The organism is Promicromonospora sp. NPDC090134 (assembly GCF_044746965.1).
GTDB lineage: Bacteria > Actinomycetota > Actinomycetes > Actinomycetales > Cellulomonadaceae > Promicromonospora.
In genome coordinates this window covers 78,024-94,564 of sequence record NZ_JBIVCZ010000012.1, presented here as the reverse complement: position 1 = coordinate 94,564, position 16,541 = coordinate 78,024, and the positions used below count along the sequence as shown (strand labels likewise).

Genomic DNA, 16,541 nt, shown 5'->3' with positions numbered 1-16,541 from the left:
GGGCACTGCAGGGGGCCTGATTCGTCCAGGGTTCTCGGTCTGGATATCGCTCGATCATCGTGCGATAGATCGTAGCGGGAACAGGGCACGGAGCGCCTCGGGGTCCGACTCTCAGGCTGGCTTCAGTGTCTTATCAGGCAGGTACGGGCATGATTGACCTATGTCATCTGGTATTCCCCAGCCGTCTGGGGCCCCGCAGCAGCCCGGCGCGGCGTCGGCCGCCACCTCGACCGGTCAGCAGAGCGCGACCGTCCTCGTGGTGGAGGACGAGCCCACGATCGCCACTGCGATCGCCCAGCGGTTGTCCGCCGAGGGCTGGCGCGTCGAGGTCGCGCGCGACGGCCTGTCCGGCGTCGACGCCGCCTCCCGGCTGCGCCCCGACCTCGTGGTGCTCGACGTGATGCTCCCGGGCATCGACGGGCTCGAGGTCACCCGCCGCATCCAGGCGGAGCACCCCACCCCGATCCTCATGCTCACCGCGCGCGACGACGAGACCGACATGCTGGTCGGTCTGGGCGTGGGCGCCGACGACTACATGACCAAGCCGTTCTCCATGCGCGAGCTGGTTGCCCGGATCAAGGCGCTGCTGCGGCGGGTCGACCGCGCGGCGCAGGCCGCCGCGACCACGCCCGCGGACCCGCCCATGACGATGGGCGACGTGACGGTGGACCGCGCCCAGCGCCGCGTCTACCGCGGGGGCGAGGAAGTGCACCTGACCCCCACGGAGTTCGAGCTGCTCGTCATGCTCGCCGGCTCCCCCAAGACCGTGCTCACGCGCGAGCGCCTGCTCGCCGAGGTCTGGGACTGGGCCGACGCCAGCGGCACCCGCACCGTCGACTCCCACATCAAGGCGCTGCGGCGCAAGCTCGGCCCGGACCTGATCCGGACCGTCCACGGCGTCGGGTACGCGTTCGAGCCGCCCGCCAACCAGTAGCGCGGGTGTCGTTCCGATGAGACCGCACGTGCCCCGCGTCCCCGACGTGCGGCCGCTCGACCCCCTGCGCTCGCTCAAGATCAAGCTCGGCGTGCTCGTCGCGGCCACCGTGACGGCCGCGGTGCTCATCACCTGGCTCGGCCTCCAGGCGTCCCTGGGGCCGAGCCGCACGTTCCCCCTGGCGATCATCCTGTCGCTGCTGGTCACCCAGATCCTGGCCCGCGGCATGACGTCGCCCCTGCGGGAGATCACCGAGGCCGTCCAGGCCATGGCCGACGGCGACTACACCCGCCGGGTGCGCGCGACGAGCAGCGACGAGGTGGGTCAGCTCGCGCACGCCTTCAACCGCATGGCGGAGGACCTCGCCTCGGTCGAGCAGACCCGCCGCGACCTCATCGCGAACGTGTCGCACGAGCTGCGCACGCCCGTCGCCGCGCTCCAGGCGCAGCTCGAGAACATGGTCGACGGCGTGGTGCAGCCGACACCGGCCGCGCTGGAGCAGGCGCACGCCCAGACCGAGCGGCTGACGCGGCTCGTCACCTACCTGCTGGACCTCTCCCGGATCGAGGCGGGGGCCTCGGCCCTGAACATCGGCGAGGTCGCCGTGGGCGACTTCCTGGAGCACTGCGCCGAGGACCTCCAGATGGTCGACGCCGCCAAGGACCTGCACTACGTCGTGGACGTCACCCCGGAGGACCTGACCATCGAGGGCGACGCCGAACGTCTGCACCAGGTGGTCATCAACCTGCTGCAGAACGCCATCCGGCACTCGCCGCAGGGCGGCGTCGTCCGGCTGGACGCGTACCCCGTGGACGGCACGGAGGGGTCGGACATCGTGCTGGAGGTGAGCGACGAGGGGCCCGGCATCGCCGCCGCCGACCGCGAGCGGATCTTCCAGCGGTTCGTCCGCGGCACCGGGTCGACCGGCGCGCAGCGCGGGGACGCGGGGCGCGGCGACGGCGGCCGGGGCGTCAGCCGGCGGGGCGGCCGGAACCGGGGCGACAAGGGCCGGGCCGGCACCGTCGACGAGTCCCTGGTCGACACGATGAGCGGCGCCGGCGGCACGGTCGGGTCGGGCACCGTCGGGTCGAGCGGCGGCACCGGGATCGGCCTCGCGATCGTCCGCTGGGCGGTCGAGCTGCACGGCGGGCACGTCGAGGTGGTCGACTCCGACCGGGGCGCGACGATGCGGGTCACGCTCCCCGCGCGGGCCCACCCGGCACCGGGTGTCACGACGACTCACACGGTCTGAGGACTGCGGCGGCGCCCGGCGGCGTCCGGCGTCCGGTGAGAAACCCAGCAGCCTAGGGCTGCGCGGGGCCAGAACGTGAGACGGAGTCCCGTGATTTCTGTCACAGACGCCAAAGATTGTCCGTGCCGGGCGAAACCCCGTAACACCACGTTGGCGACTTCGAGGCCGAACGTTGCCCTGGTTTTGCTCTGGGTGCGAGAAACATGACGAACCTACTTCTTTGACACCGGACCCGCCCGCAACACCCGCGGGATCACGCCCCCCGCGGAGCGCGAAGGGCCTACCCTTGGAGGGTCCGAAAATCATTCGGGCTGTGCGCGCTGTGACCCCTGTGCGGCGCGCGACGAACGCAACTGTGGTGAAGGTGGGCGATCCGCGCGTGTCCCCTAAGGCTGGTTCAGAGTCGATCAGCGTGGCGAGCTCGTCATTCGGAGCCAACGAATGGCTTGTGGACGAGCTCTACCAGCAGTACCTGAAGGACAAGAACGCGGTGGACCCCGCGTGGTGGGACTTCTTCGCCGACTACACGCCGGGCGAGAACGGTTCCGCGAAGGACGGCGCTGCGGCGCCCGCCCCGGCCTCCCCGACACCGACCGCGGCGCCTACGGCCGCACCCGCGGCGGGCACGGCTGCCGCGCCCGCCGCGACGCCCGTGCCCGCGACGCCCGTGCCCGAGGCACCCGCCCCGAGCGCCGGCCCGGTGACCGGCGGCACCGCCGCCGCCGAGGCCGAGCAGCCGGTGCGTGAGAAGGCCCTGCCGGCCGACCCGAAGGTCAACCCGGCCAGCCCGATCGCCACGCCGCCCACCACGCACTACGCGGACACGTTCGAGCGCCCGGTGGCGCACCCGGACGCCGTCGACGACATCCAGAAGCTGCGCGGCCCCGCCGCGCGCGTGGTCACGAACATGGAGGCCTCGCTGGAGGTCCCCACCGCCACCTCGGTGCGCGCCGTGCCCGCGAAGCTGATGGTCGACAACCGCATCGTCATCAACAACCACCTCAAGCGCGGACGCGGCGGCAAGATCTCGTTCACGCACCTCATCGGCTTCGCGCTGGTCGAGGCGCTGGCCGACATGCCGGTCATGAACGCCCACTACGAGCCGGTCGACGGCAAGCCGGGCGTGAACCAGCCCGCGCACGTCGGCTTCGGCCTCGCGATCGACCTGGCCAAGCCGGACGGCTCGCGCCAGCTCCTGGTGCCCAGCATCAAGAAGGCCGAGGAGCTCGACTTCGCCGAGTTCTGGGCGGCCTACGAGGAGCTGGTCCGCAAGGCCCGCGGCAACAAGCTCGCCGTGCCGGACTTCCAGGGCACCACGATCTCGCTGACCAACCCCGGCGGCATCGGCACCGTGCACTCGGTGCCGCGCCTCATGCAGGGGCAGGGCACGATCATCGGCGTCGGCGCCATGGACTACCCGGCGGAGTTCGCCGGCGCGTCCGAGGAGCAGCTCGCCCGGATGGGCATCTCGAAGGTCATGACGGTCACGTCGACCTACGACCACCGCATCATCCAGGGCGCCCAGTCCGGCGAGTTCCTGAAGATCATCTCGAACAAGCTGCTCGGCCTGGACGGCTTCTACGACCGCGTCTTCGCGGCGCTGCGTGTCCCCTACGAGCCCGTCCGCTGGGTCCGTGACAACACGGTCGACGCCGACGTCGAGGCCGCCAAGCCGGCCAAGATCGCCGAGGTCGTGCAGGCGTACCGCTCGCGCGGCCACCTGATGGCGGACACCGACCCGCTGGCCTACCGCCAGCGCAAGCACCCCGACCTGGACATCCAGAACCACGGCCTGACGCTGTGGGACCTGGACCGCACGTTCCCGACGGCGGGCTTCGGCCCCAAGCCGAAGGCGACGCTGCGCGACATCCTCGGCCTGCTGCGCGACTCGTACTGCCGCACCATCGGCATCGAGTACATGCACATCGCCGACCCGGGTCAGCGCAAGTGGCTCCAGGAGCGCCTGGAGGCCGGCTACGCCAAGACTCCGCGCGAGGACCAGCTGCGCATCCTGCGCCGCCTGAACTCCGCCGAGGCCTTCGAGACGTTCCTGCAGACCAAGTTCGTGGGGCAGAAGCGCTTCTCGCTGGAGGGCGGCGAGTCCCTGATCCCGCTGCTCGACGCGATCCTGTCGCGCGCCGCCGAGGGCGGCCTCGACGAGGTCGGCATCGGCATGGCCCACCGCGGCCGCCTCAACGTGCTGGCGAACATCGCGGGCAAGAGCTACGGCCAGATCTTCAAGGAGTTCGAGGGCCAGCTCGACCCCAAGAGCGTCCAGGGCTCCGGTGACGTGAAGTACCACCTCGGCACCGAGGGCACGTTCACCTCCGAGTCGGGCGCCACCACGCGCGTCTACCTCGCGGCCAACCCGTCGCACCTGGAGGCCGTGGACCCGGTGCTCGAGGGCATCGTCCGCGCCAAGCAGGACCGCATCGACCTCGGCGGCGACGGCTTCTCCGTGCTGCCGATCCTGGTGCACGGCGACGCGGCCTTCGCCGGTCAGGGCGTGGTCCCCGAGGTGCTGAACCTGTCGCAGCTGCGCGGGTACCGCACCGGCGGCACCATCCACGTGGTCGTGAACAATCAGGTGGGCTTCACCACCGGCCCGACGGCGTCGCGGTCGACCACCTACGCGACCGACGTCGCCAAGGGCTACCAGGTCCCCGTCATGCACGTGAACGGTGACGACCCCGAGGCCGTCGTCCGCACGGCGGAGCTCGCCTTCGCCTTCCGCGAGCAGTTCGGCCAGGACGTCATCATCGACCTCATCTGCTACCGCCGCCGCGGGCACAACGAGGGCGACGACCCGTCGATGACGCAGCCGCTCATGTACAACCTCATCGAGACCAAGCGCTCGGTGCGCAAGCTGTACACCGAGAACCTGGTCGCGCGCGGCGACATCACCGTCGAGGAGGCCGAGCACGCGCTGCAGGACTACCAGTCGCAGCTCGAGCGGGTCTTCACCGAGACCAAGTCCGGCTTCACGCCCGCCCCGGAGACGGAGCACCTCGCGGGTCTGGAGCGGCCCGAGTCGCAGCGCGAGGACGCCGGCACGATGGTCGGCTGGCAGACCGCGGTCTCCCACGACGCGCTGCAGCGGGTCGGCGACGTGCACACCACGCCGCCGGAGGACTTCACGGTCCACCCGAAGCTGGCCCAGCTGCTGGAGAAGCGCCAGCTCATGGCCAAGGAAGGCGGCATCGACTGGGGCTTCGGCGAGCTCGCGGCCTTCGGCACGCTGCTCGCGGAGGGCACCCCGGTGCGCCTCGCCGGCCAGGACTCGCGGCGCGGCACGTTCGTGCAGCGGCACGCGGTGCTCCACGACCGGGAGACCGGCGCCGAGTGGACCCCGCTGCTGTACTTGTCGGGCGACCAGGCCAAGTTCTGGGTCTACGACTCCTCGCTGTCGGAGTACGCGGCACTCGGCTTCGAGTACGGCTACTCGGTGGAGCGCCCGGACGCCCTGGTGCTCTGGGAGGCGCAGTTCGGCGACTTCGTCAACGGCGCCCAGACGGTGATCGACGAGTTCATCTCGTCCGCCGAGCAGAAGTGGGGCCAGTCGTCCTCCGTCGTCATGCTGCTGCCGCACGGGTACGAGGGCCAGGGGCCCGACCACTCGTCGGCCCGCATCGAGCGGTTCCTGCAGCTCGGCGCCGAGGACAACATCACCATCGCGCAGCCGTCCACGCCGGCGTCGTACTTCCACCTGCTGCGCCGCCAGGCCTACGCCCGGCCGCGCCGACCGCTGGTGGTGTTCACGCCCAAGCAGCTGCTGCGCCTCAAGGCGGCGGCGTCCGCGGTGGAGGACTTCACCTCGGGCACGTTCCAGGAGGTCATCCCGGACGCGACGGCGGACACCGCCAAGGTTGACCGCGTGCTCCTGTGCACCGGTCGTGTGTACTACGACCTGCTCGCCGAGCGCACCAAGCGCGGCGACGAGGGCGTGGCCATCGTCCGCCTGGAGCAGCTGTACCCGTTCCCGGAGGCGGACATCCGCGCCGAGATCGCCAAGTACGGCGACGCCGAGGTGGTCTGGGTCCAGGACGAGCCGCAGAACCAGGGCGCGTGGGGCTTCATCCACCTGGCGCTGCCGCTGGACGTCCCGTACGTCAAGGTGGTCTCCCGCCCGGCGTCGGCCTCGACGGCCGCCGGTACGGCGAAGCTGCACCAGGCGCAGCAGAAGACGCTGCTGGAGCAGGCCTTCACGCGCGGCTGACCCGCACAGACGAAAGGGCGGGCACCCCACGGGGTGCCCGCCCTTTGGCGTGTCCGAGCGGTGTCACCACCGGTCGTGGACGTGCTCCTTGATCAGCTCGTCGTAGATCTCCCGCACGCCCGACATGAACAGCGGGCCCAGCGTCTCGGCGGCGCCCGCGGCCGCGTTGGCCCGGGCCTGCTCCACGTTGCGCGCGCCCGGGATGACGGACGAGACGCCCGGCCGCTGCCACGCCCACGCGATCGCGGCCTGGGCCGGCGTGAGGCTGTCGCCCAGGATCTCCCGGGACAGCTCGGTGAACCGGGCCGCCGCCTCGAGGCCCACCTCGTAGGGCACGCCGGAGAACGTCTCGCCGACGTCGAAGGCGGCTCCGTCGCGGTTGAAGCTGCGGTGGTCGTTCTCCGCGAACACCGTGTCCTTGGTGTACTTGCCGGAGAGCAACCCGGAGGCGAGCGGCACGCGCGCGATGATGCCGACGCCCGCCGCGGACGCCGCGGGCAGCACCTCGTCGAGCGGCTTGAGCCGGAACGCGTTGAGGATGATCTGCACGGACGCGACGTTCGGGCGCGCGATGGCCTCCAGGGCCTCCGTGGTCTTCTCGACGCTCACGCCGTACGCCGCGATCACGCCGTCGGACACGAGCTCGTCGAGCGCGTCGTACACGGCGTCCGTGGAGTAGACGACCGTGGGCGGGCAGTGCAGCTGCACCAGGTCCAGGCGGTCGACACCGAGGTTCTGCCGGGAGCGGTCGGTCCACTCGCGGAAGTGCTCCAGCACGTAGTTCTCCGGCACCTGGTCCATGCGCCGGCCCATCTTCGTGGCCACGGTGATCCCGGCCTCGGGGTGCTCCTTGAGGAACGCGCCGATCACCTGCTCGCTGCGGCCGTCGCCGTAGACGTCCGCGGTGTCGAAGAAGGTCACCCCGGCCTCGAGCGAGGCCTCGAGAACGGCGTGGGCATCGCTCTCGCTGACCTCTCCCCAGTCAGCGCCGAGCTGCCAGGTGCCCAGGCCTACGGCCGATACGAGCCGACCAGTCCGTCCGAGTACCTGCTGTTCCATGGTTCCTCCTACTGCTGGGGCGGGCAGAGCTGCCCGCGCGGACCCGTCGTCGGGTCCAGTTCGTCAGGGGCCCCGCGTGCTGTGTGGGGCCCGACCGTCTAGCCTGCTCTCTAGTCTGCTGTCTCACGCTACGTGGCGCAGGCGAAACTTGCCCTACGGTTACGGTGTGAGTGTGACGACAGAAATTCCTCCGGTTGCTGCCGCAAGGCCCCATCCTTCCGGGGACCAGTTCCGCATCAGCCACGCGGGCCATCGCGCCACCGTCACCCAGGTGGGTGCGGCGCTGCGAGAGTACTCGGTGGACGGCCGTGATGTCGTGGTGCCGTTCGGCGCCGACGAGATCAACCCCGTGTTCAACTGCGCGGTCCTCATCCCGTGGCCCAACCGCCTGCGGGACGGCGCCTACGAGTACGGCGGCGTGAGCCACCAGCTCCCCGTGACCGAGCCGGCGCGCAACACCGCGCTGCACGGCCTGGCGGCGTTCGACCGCTGGTCCGTGGTGGAGCACACGGGCTCCGCCGTCACGCTCGAGCTCGAGCTGGTGGCCCGGCCGGGCTACCCGTTCCAGCTCGTGGCGCAGATGCGCTACTCCCTGTCCGACGCGGGCCTCGAGATCACCCTCGACGTCACCAACGTGGGCGCCGACACCGCGCCGTACGGCTGCGGGTTCCACCCGTGGCTGTCCACGGGCGGCGCCGACCTGGACGAGTGCACGCTGCGGCTGGACGCCGCGACCCGCGTCACGACCGACGAGCGGCTGCTGCCGACCGGCACCGAGCCGGCGTCGGGCATGTTCGACCTGCGGGAGGCGCGCAGCGCCGCCGGCGTCGACCTGGACGACGCGTACGTGGACGTCATCCGGGACGAGGTCGGCCTGTCCTGGGCCCACCTGACCGGCCCCGACGGGAAGACGGCGGCGGTCTGGATGGACGAGTCGCAGGACGTCTGGCAGGTCTGCACGGGCGACCACATCGAGCCGGACCGCCGGCGGATGGGCCTCGCCGCCGAGCCGATGAGCTGCGTCGCGGACGCCTTCCGCACCGGCGAGCGGCTCGTGCACCTCGCCCCGGGCGCGCACCACGGCGTCCGCTGGGGGATGACCCTGCTCTGACGATCCCCGCGTTGTCGCGACGCGGCACGCGGCCGTCGGCGCGTTGTCACCGATCGGCCGCGCTCCGTGCACCACAATGAGGAACCGGCCGTCCGCCAGGCTGCCGGGAACAGGCAAGGAGAGTCCGTTGCAGGATCGCGAGGTGCGCATCTGCGTCGTCGGTGACGAGCTGGCCACGGGTGTCGGAGACGCCCGTGCGCTCGGCTGGACCGGCCGTGTCGTCGCGCGTACCCACTTCGCCCGGCCCGCCATGCTCTTCACGCTCGCCGTCCCCGGCGAGAACAGCACGCAGCTCGGCGCCCGCTGGGAGGCCGAGACCGCGGCGCGGTTCGGCCTGGACTCCGAGGTCGAGAACCGCCTGGTGGTGGCCCTGGGGCGGCACGACGTCGCCGCGGGGCTCACGGTCGCGCGCTCGCGCCTGAACCTGGCGAACATCCTCGACGTCGCGGACGCGAACCGTACGGCGGCGTTCGTCGTCGGGCCGCCGCCCGGCGCGCCCGCGGAGGGCGACCGGATCGCGGAGCTCTCCGACGCGTTCGCCGACGTCGCCAGCAGGCGCCGCGTGCCGTACGTCGACACGTACACGCCGCTGGCGCAGCACGAGCAGTGGCTGGCCGACCTGGCTCAGGGCGGCGGCACCTACCCCGGCCAGGCCGGGTACGGGCTCATGGCGTGGCTGGTGCTGCACACGGGCTGGCACAGCTGGCTGGGGCTGCCCCAGGACGAGGTCGCCTGATCATCCTGCCGAGGTAGAACTACGGCGAGGTAGAACTGGGGCCGGGGTGCTGATCAGCACCCCGGCCCCAGTTCTACCTCGCCACAGGTCTACCTCGCCACAGTTCTACCTCGGCATCAGCCGCGGGTGATCGTGGCCGTTCCCGAGACCGTGTTGGTCGAGATGTAGGCCGCGGCACCCGGCTCCGCGTGGTCGACGACGACGGTGCGCTGCGCGCTCGACGTCGCCTGCGCCCCGTCGATCACGACCTTGCCCGTCACGCTGCGCGCCCGGAGGTTGACCGGTGCGCCGGCGTCGAGCTGGACCGCCGCCGCGCCGGAGACCGTCTTGGCGTTGACCAGCGGCGTGGTGCCGACGGCGGTGACGTCGACCGCCCCGGACACGGTCTGGACCGAGACCCGGCCCAGGGCGCCCGTGAGCGACACGGCGCCGGACACGGTCGTGGCCGACGCGTCGCCCGAGTGCTCCGCGATGCTCACGGCTCCCGTGCCGGACTTGGTGGTCACGGAACCGGTGGTCCCGGTGACGGTGATGGCGCCGCCCGCGGTCTTCACGTTCACGCCGGCCTGCGCGCCGGTCACCACCACCTCGGCGCCCACGGTCGCGACGTCGACCACGGACGTGGCCGGCACGGTGATCCGCACGACGGCGCTGTCCTGGTCCTTGAGGCCGCGGAACCGGTCCACGAAGCCCTCGAGGCCCGGGAAGTCGTACGCGACCCGGAGGTTGCCGTGCTCGGCGAGGACCTGCAGCGGCCGCGTCGAGACCTCGACAACCTCCACGACGGCACCGGACGTGCGGTTCGGGTCGGCCACGATCTCAGCGCGGCCGTTCGTCAGTCGGACGGTCAGGGTCGTGGCGCCGCCGACCTCGATGGTCTGCGGTGCGGCCACGCTCCAGGACTCGGTGGTCATCGCTGTGCTCCGTTCATGGGGATGGGGGGTCACTGATCTGGTCATTGCGGGCTCGTGCGGTGTGCGCCGGGCGGTGAGCTGCTCGCGCTGTTCGGCAGGGTCCCACGGATCGCGGACCGCGCCGAGTCGAGGACGGTGCGCAGCGTCTCCACGGTCAGCGCCGACACCGTACCGGCGACGTCGGCCTCTCGCAGGTCGGCCAGCACGTCGTTGCGGAACCGCTGCAGCACCGCCTCGGCGTCGTGCCGCAGCGAGTTGGACTGCGTGCGGCGCGGGTCCGGCGTGGTGCCCGGGCCCGGTCGCGGGCGGGTGCGCGCCTCCTGGGCCGCGGCCGCGAGCTCGGCCCGCAGGCCGCGCATCGTGTCGCGGATGTCGGCCCGCACGTCGTCCGCGAGGCTGCGTACCGTCTCGGCGACGCTGCGCTCCAGGCGCCTGACGTCGTCGAGGCGGGCGTCGAGCTCCGACTGGCCGGCGGGCGTGAGCTCGTACGTGCCCTTGCGCCCCGCGCCGGAGGCGCCCGGCGTGCCGGACGGTCCGGGCGCGGAACGGCGCACCAGCCCTTCCTCCTCGAGCCGGGCCAGCCGCGGGTAGATGGTCCCCGCGCTGGGGCGGTACGTGCCCCCGAAGCGCCGGGTGAGCTCGGTGATGAGCTCGTACCCGTGCCGGGGCCCGTCCATGAGCAGCACCAGGAGGTACAGGCGCAGCTCGCCGTGGGCGAAGACCGGTGGCATCACGGCTCCACGGGCGAGTGGTCCGCGGGGGTGGCGTCGACGGGGGCGTCCTGCAGGCCGCCGACGACGGTGACCTCGCCGGAGACGCTGGTCGCCCGCAGGCGGGTGGTCCCCTGGCCGGCCGGCCCGGCATCGGTGCGGCCGACGCCGGAGAACGTGGCACCGCCGCCGCCGGAGAACTGGGCACCACCCACCGTCACACGCCCGCTGACGCTCTGCGCCGACACGGCCACCGCGCCGTCGTCCGGCACGCGCAGCAGCAGGTTCCCGGACACCGAGTTGACCTTGACCGACCGCGGCTGGGTCGCCAGGTCGATCGTCACGTCCCCGGAGACCGACGACGACACGACGTTCTCGGCGGACCCGCTCACCACGACGTCGGCGGACACGGTGTTGCTCGTGATGTCGCCCACGTGGTCGCGGACCGTCACCTCGCCGGAGACGGTGTTCAGCTTGAGGTCGCCCGCCGTGCGCGAGACCAGCAGGGAGCCGGAGACGGTGGACGCGGACGCCCCCGCCGTCGTGCCCGCCAGGAGGCACTCGCCGCGGATCGTGCCCAGGCGCACCGCGGTGCCGGCGGGCACCGCGACGTGGATGTCGGCGCGCGCCTTGCCGCCGAAGTCGGCGAACCGCTTCATGAACGAGCCCCAGCCGCCCAGGCCGCTCTCGTGCTCGATGACCAGGCGGCCGTCCTCGAGGCGGACCTCCAGGGTCCGGCCCTCGACCGAGTGCACCTCGACGCGGACGACGGGCTCGTCGTGGGCGACGACGTCGAGGCGGCCGTCGACGACGTGGGCGTCCACGGTGGTCACGTCGCGCAGCTCGATGGTCTGCGGACCGGTGACGGTCCAGCTGTCCGTGCTCATGGGTGCCTCCGGCGCTCGGTCCTGAACGCGATATATCGCGTTGATGCCAGACACGATATATCGCGTTACTCGACCTGACAACCCCGTGCGGCCTGACAACCCCCGGATCTGTGGGACCATTGAGCCATTCAGTCCGTCACCTGTCAGGAGACACCCATGAGCAAGCGCGGTCGCAAGCGCCGTAGCCGCAAGGGCTCGGCCGCCAACCACGGCAAGCGTCCCAACGCCTGAACCGCAGGCTCTGGCGTTCAAAGGAACAGCCTGAGCCGTTGTTGAGGCGAACAGCCTGAGCAAACGAAAGGGCCGGCACCCCCGCGGGGTACCGGCCCTTCGTCATGCCCGGTGCTAGGCGGTCTCGACGACCGTCATCACCGTCAGCTGCTCATGGATCCTGATGCGCAGCGTGTCCGGCGCGCGCTCGTTGCACGACCGCTTCACGAGCTGCTTCACCAGGTCCTCGACGCTCAGCTCCGCCAGGCACGGCGAGCAGTGGGCGACGTGGGCGCGCATGCGCTGCTCGTCGTCCGGCGTCATCTCGGAGTCCAGGTACTCGTACAGGTGCGTCAGTGCGTGCTCGCACTCGGACTCCCCCGCCGTGTCGTGCGGGACGGGTTCGATGTTGTTCACTGCGCACCTCCGGGCGCCTGGCTGACGAGTCCTCGCTGAGCGGCGTAGTCGGCGAGGAGCTCACGCAGCTGCCGGCGTCCGCGGTGCAGACGGGACATGACGGTCCCGATCGGCGTCCCCATGATCTCCGCGATCTCCTTGTAGGGGAAGCCCTCGACGTCGGCGTAGTAGACGACCATCCGTCGGTCCTCCGGGAGCTCGGCGAGCGCCCGCTTCACATCGCTGTCCGGGAGCCGGTCCAGCGCCTCGGCCTCGGCCGAGCGCAGGCCGCGCGACGTGTGCGACGCCGCGCGCGCGATCTGCCAGTCCTCGACGTCCTCCGCCTGGGACTGCTGCGGCTCGCGCTGCTTCTTGCGGTAGCTGTTGATGAACGTGTTCGTGAGGATCCGGTACAGCCAGGCCTTCAGGTTGGTGCCCGGCCGGTACTGGTGGAACGCCGCGAACGCCTTGGCGAACGTCTCCTGCACCAGGTCCTCCGCGTCCGCGGGGTTGCGCGTCATGCGCAGCGCCGCGGAGTAGAGCTGGTCGAGGTACTGCAGGGCGTCCCGCTCGAACCGCGCGGCGCGGGCCGTCGCGTCCTCCTCCTCGGGGGACCGCTCGGTTCCCTCGGCGTCGGCGTCGGCGTCCACGCCCGTGGTCCCGGCGACGGCCTCGCTCGCGGCCTCGCCGGGGCGCGCCTCGACGTCGGCGCTGCCGGCATCGGCGCCTGTGCCCTGGTTCTGCTCGCGGGAAGTGTCAGTCATCGCCCTTGAGCCTAGCCGCGTCGGCCAGCCGGTGTTGGCCGGAAGGGCGCCGAAAGCGCTCGGCACGCTGCCGGACAGGACGTCCGCCGTGGCCTTCGCCGAGTCCGTGCCCGCGTCCAGGAGGTGCGTCGGGACTGCTCCGAACATCAGGGGAGCGCTCTGCGCGACCGCCGCCGAACCTGCCGTCGTTCCGGGCAGGCCGCTGGTCTCCGGGCTGGTTGTTGCGTTTGTCACCGTGCCGATCACCGTGTCGTTCACCGCATCCTTCTCGAGGCATCGCTCCACGTCCCCTTCAACCGTCGTCCCCGGCCGCGAATTCCCGGCGGCTCGCGGGGCATCCTGCTGCGCCTGCCGCCCACATCTGCCAAGGTGGAGCCATGCTGCTTCGACACATCGCGCGACCGCTGCTGGCCTCCTCGTTCATCTACGACGGCGTGCGGGCTGCCCGGAAGCCGAGCGAGCACGTGGCCGCCGCCCGCACGGGATCGGCTCTGGCGACCAAGGCACTCGGTGCCGAGCCGCTCAGCGAGAAGCAGGTCGCAACGCTCGTGCGCGCGCACGGGATCGCGACCGCCACGGCGGGCACGCTGCTCGCGCTGGGCAAGGCGCCGCGCGCCTCCGCCCTCGCCCTCGCGCTGCTGACGCTGCCGCTCGCCGTCGTGAACCAGCCCTTCACCGCGCCCAAGGCGGAGCGGCCCGCGCGTACCGACCGGTTCCTGCACAACCTCGCCTCGGTCGGCGCCGCCCTCATCGCCGGCGCGGACCTCGAGGGCCGGCCGGGCATGTCGTGGCGCGTCCAGCAGGCGCGGGCCGCACGGGCGGACGCGAAGGCCGCTGCCGCCGACGCGTGACCGCCGTGTCAGACACCCAGGTCACCCGGGTGACCTGGGTGTCTGACACGAGCCGCCGCGCGGGCCCGCTCCGCGATAATCTCGGCACATGACTTCTTCGACCACCGCGCCCGCACCGACATGGGAGGCGCCGCTCGCCGGCGCACCGCTGGACGCGACGGTCGAGGTACCCGGCAGCAAGTCGCTGACCAACCGGCTCCTGGTTCTCGCCGCCCTCGCGGACTCCCCCGGCACCCTGCGCGGCGCCCTGCGCAGCCGGGACGCGGACCTGATGATCGGTGCCCTGCGCGCCCTCGGCGCGCGGATCGAGGAGGGTGACCAGCCGAGCACCCTGCACATCACGCCGGGGCCGGTCACCGGCGGCACGGAGGTCGACACCGGGCTCGCCGGCACGGTGATGCGGTTCCTGCCGCCGTTCGCGGCCCTCGCCGACGGCCCGGTCCGGTTCGACGGCGACCCCGAGGCCCGCGTGCGGCCGATGCTGCCGGTGCTCGCCGCACTGCGCGCCCTCGGCGTCACGGTGCACGACCCGGAGCACCCGGGTGAGCTGCCGAGCTTCCTCCCCTTCACCGTCGAGGGCCGCGGCAGCGTGGCGGGCGGCTCCGTGGACGTCGACGCCTCGGGGTCCTCCCAGTTCGTGTCCGGCCTGCTCCTCGCCGCCGCGCGGTTCGAGCGGGGCCTGACCCTGCGGCACATCGGCGCCACGCTGCCGAGCCTGCCCCACATCGAGATGACGGTCGCCACGCTGCGCGACGTCGGCGTCGAGGTCGACGACTCGCGCGACGGCATCTGGAGCGTGCGGCCCGGCCCCATCGCCGGCCGCGACGTGCGCGTCGAGCCCGACCTGTCCAACGCGGCGCCGTTCCTCGCGTCCGCCCTCGTGGCGGGCGGCACCGTCCGGGTCCCCGGCTGGCCGACGCTGACCACCCAGCCGGGCGCCATGGTGCCCGAGCTGCTCGAGCGCATGGGCGGCACGTCCACCCTGGCGGACGGCGTCCTGTCCGTCACCGGGACGGGCGAGATCCACGGGATCGACGTCGACCTGCACGCCGGCGGCGAGCTCGCGCCGACGTTCGCCGCGCTGGCGGCGCTCGCCGACTCCCCCTCCCGGCTGCGCGGCATCGCGCACCTGCGGGGCCACGAGACCGACCGCCTCGCCGCGCTGGCCCGGGAGATCACGCGGCTCGGCGGGCAGGCGGAGGAGACCCGCGACGGACTGGTCATCACGCCGCGGCCGCTGCGCGGCGACGTCGTGCGCACGTACGCCGACCACCGCATGGCCACGTCGGCCGCGCTGCTCGGCCTGCGGGTACCAGGGGTACTGGTCGAGAACATCGGCACCACGGCCAAGACCCTGCCCGACTTCACGGGCATGTGGCTGGGCATGCTGGGCTGATGGGCCACCGCGACATCCGCGACGAGTCGGACTTCAAGTCCCGCCCGTCCAAGCGCGGGTCCCGGCCCCGGACCAAGCAGCGTCCCGAGCACTCGGACGCCGTGACCGGGCTGGTCACCGGCGTGGACCGCGGGCGGTACACGCTGCTGGTCGACGAGGACGTGACGGTCACCGCGATGAAGGCCCGCGAGCTCACCCGCACGCGGGTCGTCGTCGGCGACCGGGTCGACGTCGTGGGCGACACCTCCGGCGGGGAGGGGTCGCTCGCCCGGATCGTGCGGATCCAGGAGCGCACCTCCACGCTGCGCCGCACCGCGGACGACACCGACCCCTACGAGCGGATCGTCGTGGCCAACGCGGACCAGCTCGTCATCGTCACGGCGCTGGCCCAGCCGGAGCCGCGCACGGGCATGATCGACCGCTGCGTCGTGGCCGCGTACGACGCCGGGATGTCGGTGCTCCTGTGCCTGACGAAGGCCGACCTCGCCTCCCCCGACCACCTCCGCGAGCTCTACGAGCCGCTCGGGGTCGAGGTGGTGGTGACGCGGCGGGCACCCTCGGGCGACGACGGCGCCGTTGTGCTCACACCCGAGTCCGTCGAGGAGGTGCGGGACCGGCTGCGCGGCCTGGCATCGGTGCTGGTGGGGCACTCGGGCGTCGGCAAGTCCACGCTGATCAACGCGTTGGTGCCCGCGGCGAAGCGGGCCACCGGCGTGGTCAACGACGTGACGGGGCGTGGCCGGCACACCTCGACGTCGGCGGTCGCGCTACAGCTGCCGGTCGGAGCCGCGGAGGCCGGGCCCGAGGACGACGGCGCGCCGGCCGAGCCCGGCGAGGCGTTCGACGGCTGGGTGATCGACACCCCAGGCGTGCGCTCGTTCGGCCTGGCGCACGTCGAGGTGGCGCACCTGCTGCAGGCGTTCGAGGACCTGAACGAGGTGGCGCAGGAGTGCCCCCGCGGCTGCACACACCTCGCGGACGCCCCCGACTGCGCCCTCGACGACTGGGTCGAGGCCTCCCCCGACGACGAGCGGCCGGCCCGGGCGGCCCGGCTCGCCTCGTTCCGCCGCCTGCTCTCGTCCCGGACGGGCTCGGACGCCTGACC

General features: G+C 72.3%; 15 protein-coding genes. 9 read left to right on the top strand and 6 right to left on the bottom strand.

The genetic code is table 11. The annotated features are described in order from the left end of the window. Positions 1–160 precede the first annotated feature (160 nt). The 3 genes from ACIPN7_RS26100 (at position 161) to ACIPN7_RS26090 (ending at position 6,402) form a co-directional block, all read left to right on the top strand. Positions 161–934 (top strand): response regulator transcription factor, encoded by a 774-nt coding sequence (locus tag ACIPN7_RS26100; RefSeq protein WP_400549454.1) that lies wholly within the window; start codon positions 161–163, stop codon positions 932–934. A 16-nt stretch (positions 935–950) separates the two neighbouring features. Next, on the top strand, positions 951–2,186 hold the full coding sequence (locus tag ACIPN7_RS26095) for a sensor histidine kinase (protein WP_400549452.1): 1,236 nt from the start codon (positions 951–953) through the stop codon (positions 2,184–2,186). 379 nt (positions 2,187–2,565) lie between these two features. After that, positions 2,566–6,402, top strand: a complete 3,837-nt coding sequence (locus tag ACIPN7_RS26090) for a multifunctional oxoglutarate decarboxylase/oxoglutarate dehydrogenase thiamine pyrophosphate-binding subunit/dihydrolipoyllysine-residue succinyltransferase subunit (protein WP_400549450.1) — start codon at positions 2,566–2,568, stop codon at positions 6,400–6,402. A gap of 63 nt (positions 6,403–6,465) precedes the next feature. On the opposite strand, the gene ACIPN7_RS26085 is transcribed toward ACIPN7_RS26090, so the two are convergent. Then, the gene (locus ACIPN7_RS26085; protein WP_400549448.1) at positions 6,466–7,461 is read right to left on the bottom strand and encodes an aldo/keto reductase; all 996 of its coding nucleotides are present in this window, start codon (positions 7,459–7,461) and stop codon (positions 6,466–6,468) included. A 166-nt stretch (positions 7,462–7,627) separates the two neighbouring features. Between ACIPN7_RS26085 and ACIPN7_RS26080 the strand changes: the two genes are divergently transcribed. Together ACIPN7_RS26080 and ACIPN7_RS26075 are read left to right on the top strand one after the other, a co-directional pair. Further along, positions 7,628–8,572, top strand: coding sequence for an aldose 1-epimerase family protein (locus tag ACIPN7_RS26080; protein WP_400549446.1), 945 nt, complete (start codon positions 7,628–7,630; stop codon positions 8,570–8,572). A gap of 142 nt (positions 8,573–8,714) precedes the next feature. After that, complete coding sequence (locus ACIPN7_RS26075; RefSeq protein ID WP_400549587.1) at positions 8,715–9,308, top strand: GDSL-type esterase/lipase family protein; 594 nt, start codon at positions 8,715–8,717, stop codon at positions 9,306–9,308. 116 nt (positions 9,309–9,424) lie between these two features. On the opposite strand, the gene ACIPN7_RS26070 is transcribed toward ACIPN7_RS26075, so the two are convergent. The 3 genes from ACIPN7_RS26070 to ACIPN7_RS26060 are packed head-to-tail and all read right to left on the bottom strand — an operon-like array spanning position 9,425 to position 11,819. Further along, complete coding sequence (locus ACIPN7_RS26070; protein WP_400549444.1) at positions 9,425–10,222, bottom strand: hypothetical protein; 798 nt, start codon at positions 10,220–10,222, stop codon at positions 9,425–9,427. A gap of 41 nt (positions 10,223–10,263) precedes the next feature. Further along, a complete protein-coding gene (locus ACIPN7_RS26065; RefSeq protein ID WP_400549442.1) occupies positions 10,264–10,953 on the bottom strand; it encodes a PadR family transcriptional regulator in 690 nt (229 codons plus the stop codon). Continuing rightward, positions 10,953–11,819, bottom strand: a complete 867-nt coding sequence (locus ACIPN7_RS26060; protein WP_400549440.1) for a DUF4097 family beta strand repeat-containing protein — start codon at positions 11,817–11,819, stop codon at positions 10,953–10,955. The genes ACIPN7_RS26065 and ACIPN7_RS26060 overlap by 1 nt, the downstream gene beginning before the upstream one ends. Positions 11,820–11,975: 156 nt before the next feature. On the opposite strand from ACIPN7_RS26060, the gene ACIPN7_RS26055 reads away from it, so the two are divergent. After that, positions 11,976–12,050 carry a 50S ribosomal protein bL37 gene (locus ACIPN7_RS26055; protein ID WP_156968370.1) on the top strand — a complete coding sequence of 25 codons (75 nt, stop codon included), beginning with the start codon at positions 11,976–11,978 and terminating at the stop codon, positions 12,048–12,050. A 114-nt stretch (positions 12,051–12,164) separates the two neighbouring features. Here ACIPN7_RS26055 and rsrA read toward each other — a convergent pair whose 3' ends face one another. After that, positions 12,165–12,446, bottom strand: coding sequence for a mycothiol system anti-sigma-R factor (gene rsrA / locus ACIPN7_RS26050; protein WP_400549438.1), 282 nt, complete (start codon positions 12,444–12,446; stop codon positions 12,165–12,167). After that, entirely contained in the window at positions 12,443–13,189 is a 747-nt protein-coding gene (locus tag ACIPN7_RS26045; protein WP_400549436.1) for a sigma-70 family RNA polymerase sigma factor, read from the bottom strand. The genes rsrA and ACIPN7_RS26045 overlap by 4 nt, the downstream gene beginning before the upstream one ends. A gap of 377 nt (positions 13,190–13,566) precedes the next feature. Here ACIPN7_RS26045 and ACIPN7_RS26040 point away from each other — a divergent pair, with 377 nt between their 5' ends. From ACIPN7_RS26040 to ACIPN7_RS26030, 3 genes are all read left to right on the top strand, one after another. Then, on the top strand, positions 13,567–14,040 hold the full coding sequence (locus ACIPN7_RS26040) for a DoxX family protein (RefSeq protein ID WP_400549434.1): 474 nt from the start codon (positions 13,567–13,569) through the stop codon (positions 14,038–14,040). 88 nt (positions 14,041–14,128) lie between these two features. Next, positions 14,129–15,436 (top strand): 3-phosphoshikimate 1-carboxyvinyltransferase, encoded by a 1,308-nt coding sequence (gene aroA, locus ACIPN7_RS26035; protein ID WP_400549433.1) that lies wholly within the window; start codon positions 14,129–14,131, stop codon positions 15,434–15,436. Then, the gene (locus ACIPN7_RS26030) at positions 15,436–16,539 is read left to right on the top strand and encodes a ribosome small subunit-dependent GTPase A (protein ID WP_400549431.1); all 1,104 of its coding nucleotides are present in this window, start codon (positions 15,436–15,438) and stop codon (positions 16,537–16,539) included. The genes aroA and ACIPN7_RS26030 overlap by 1 nt, the downstream gene beginning before the upstream one ends. The last annotated feature ends 2 nt before the right edge of the window (positions 16,540–16,541 follow it).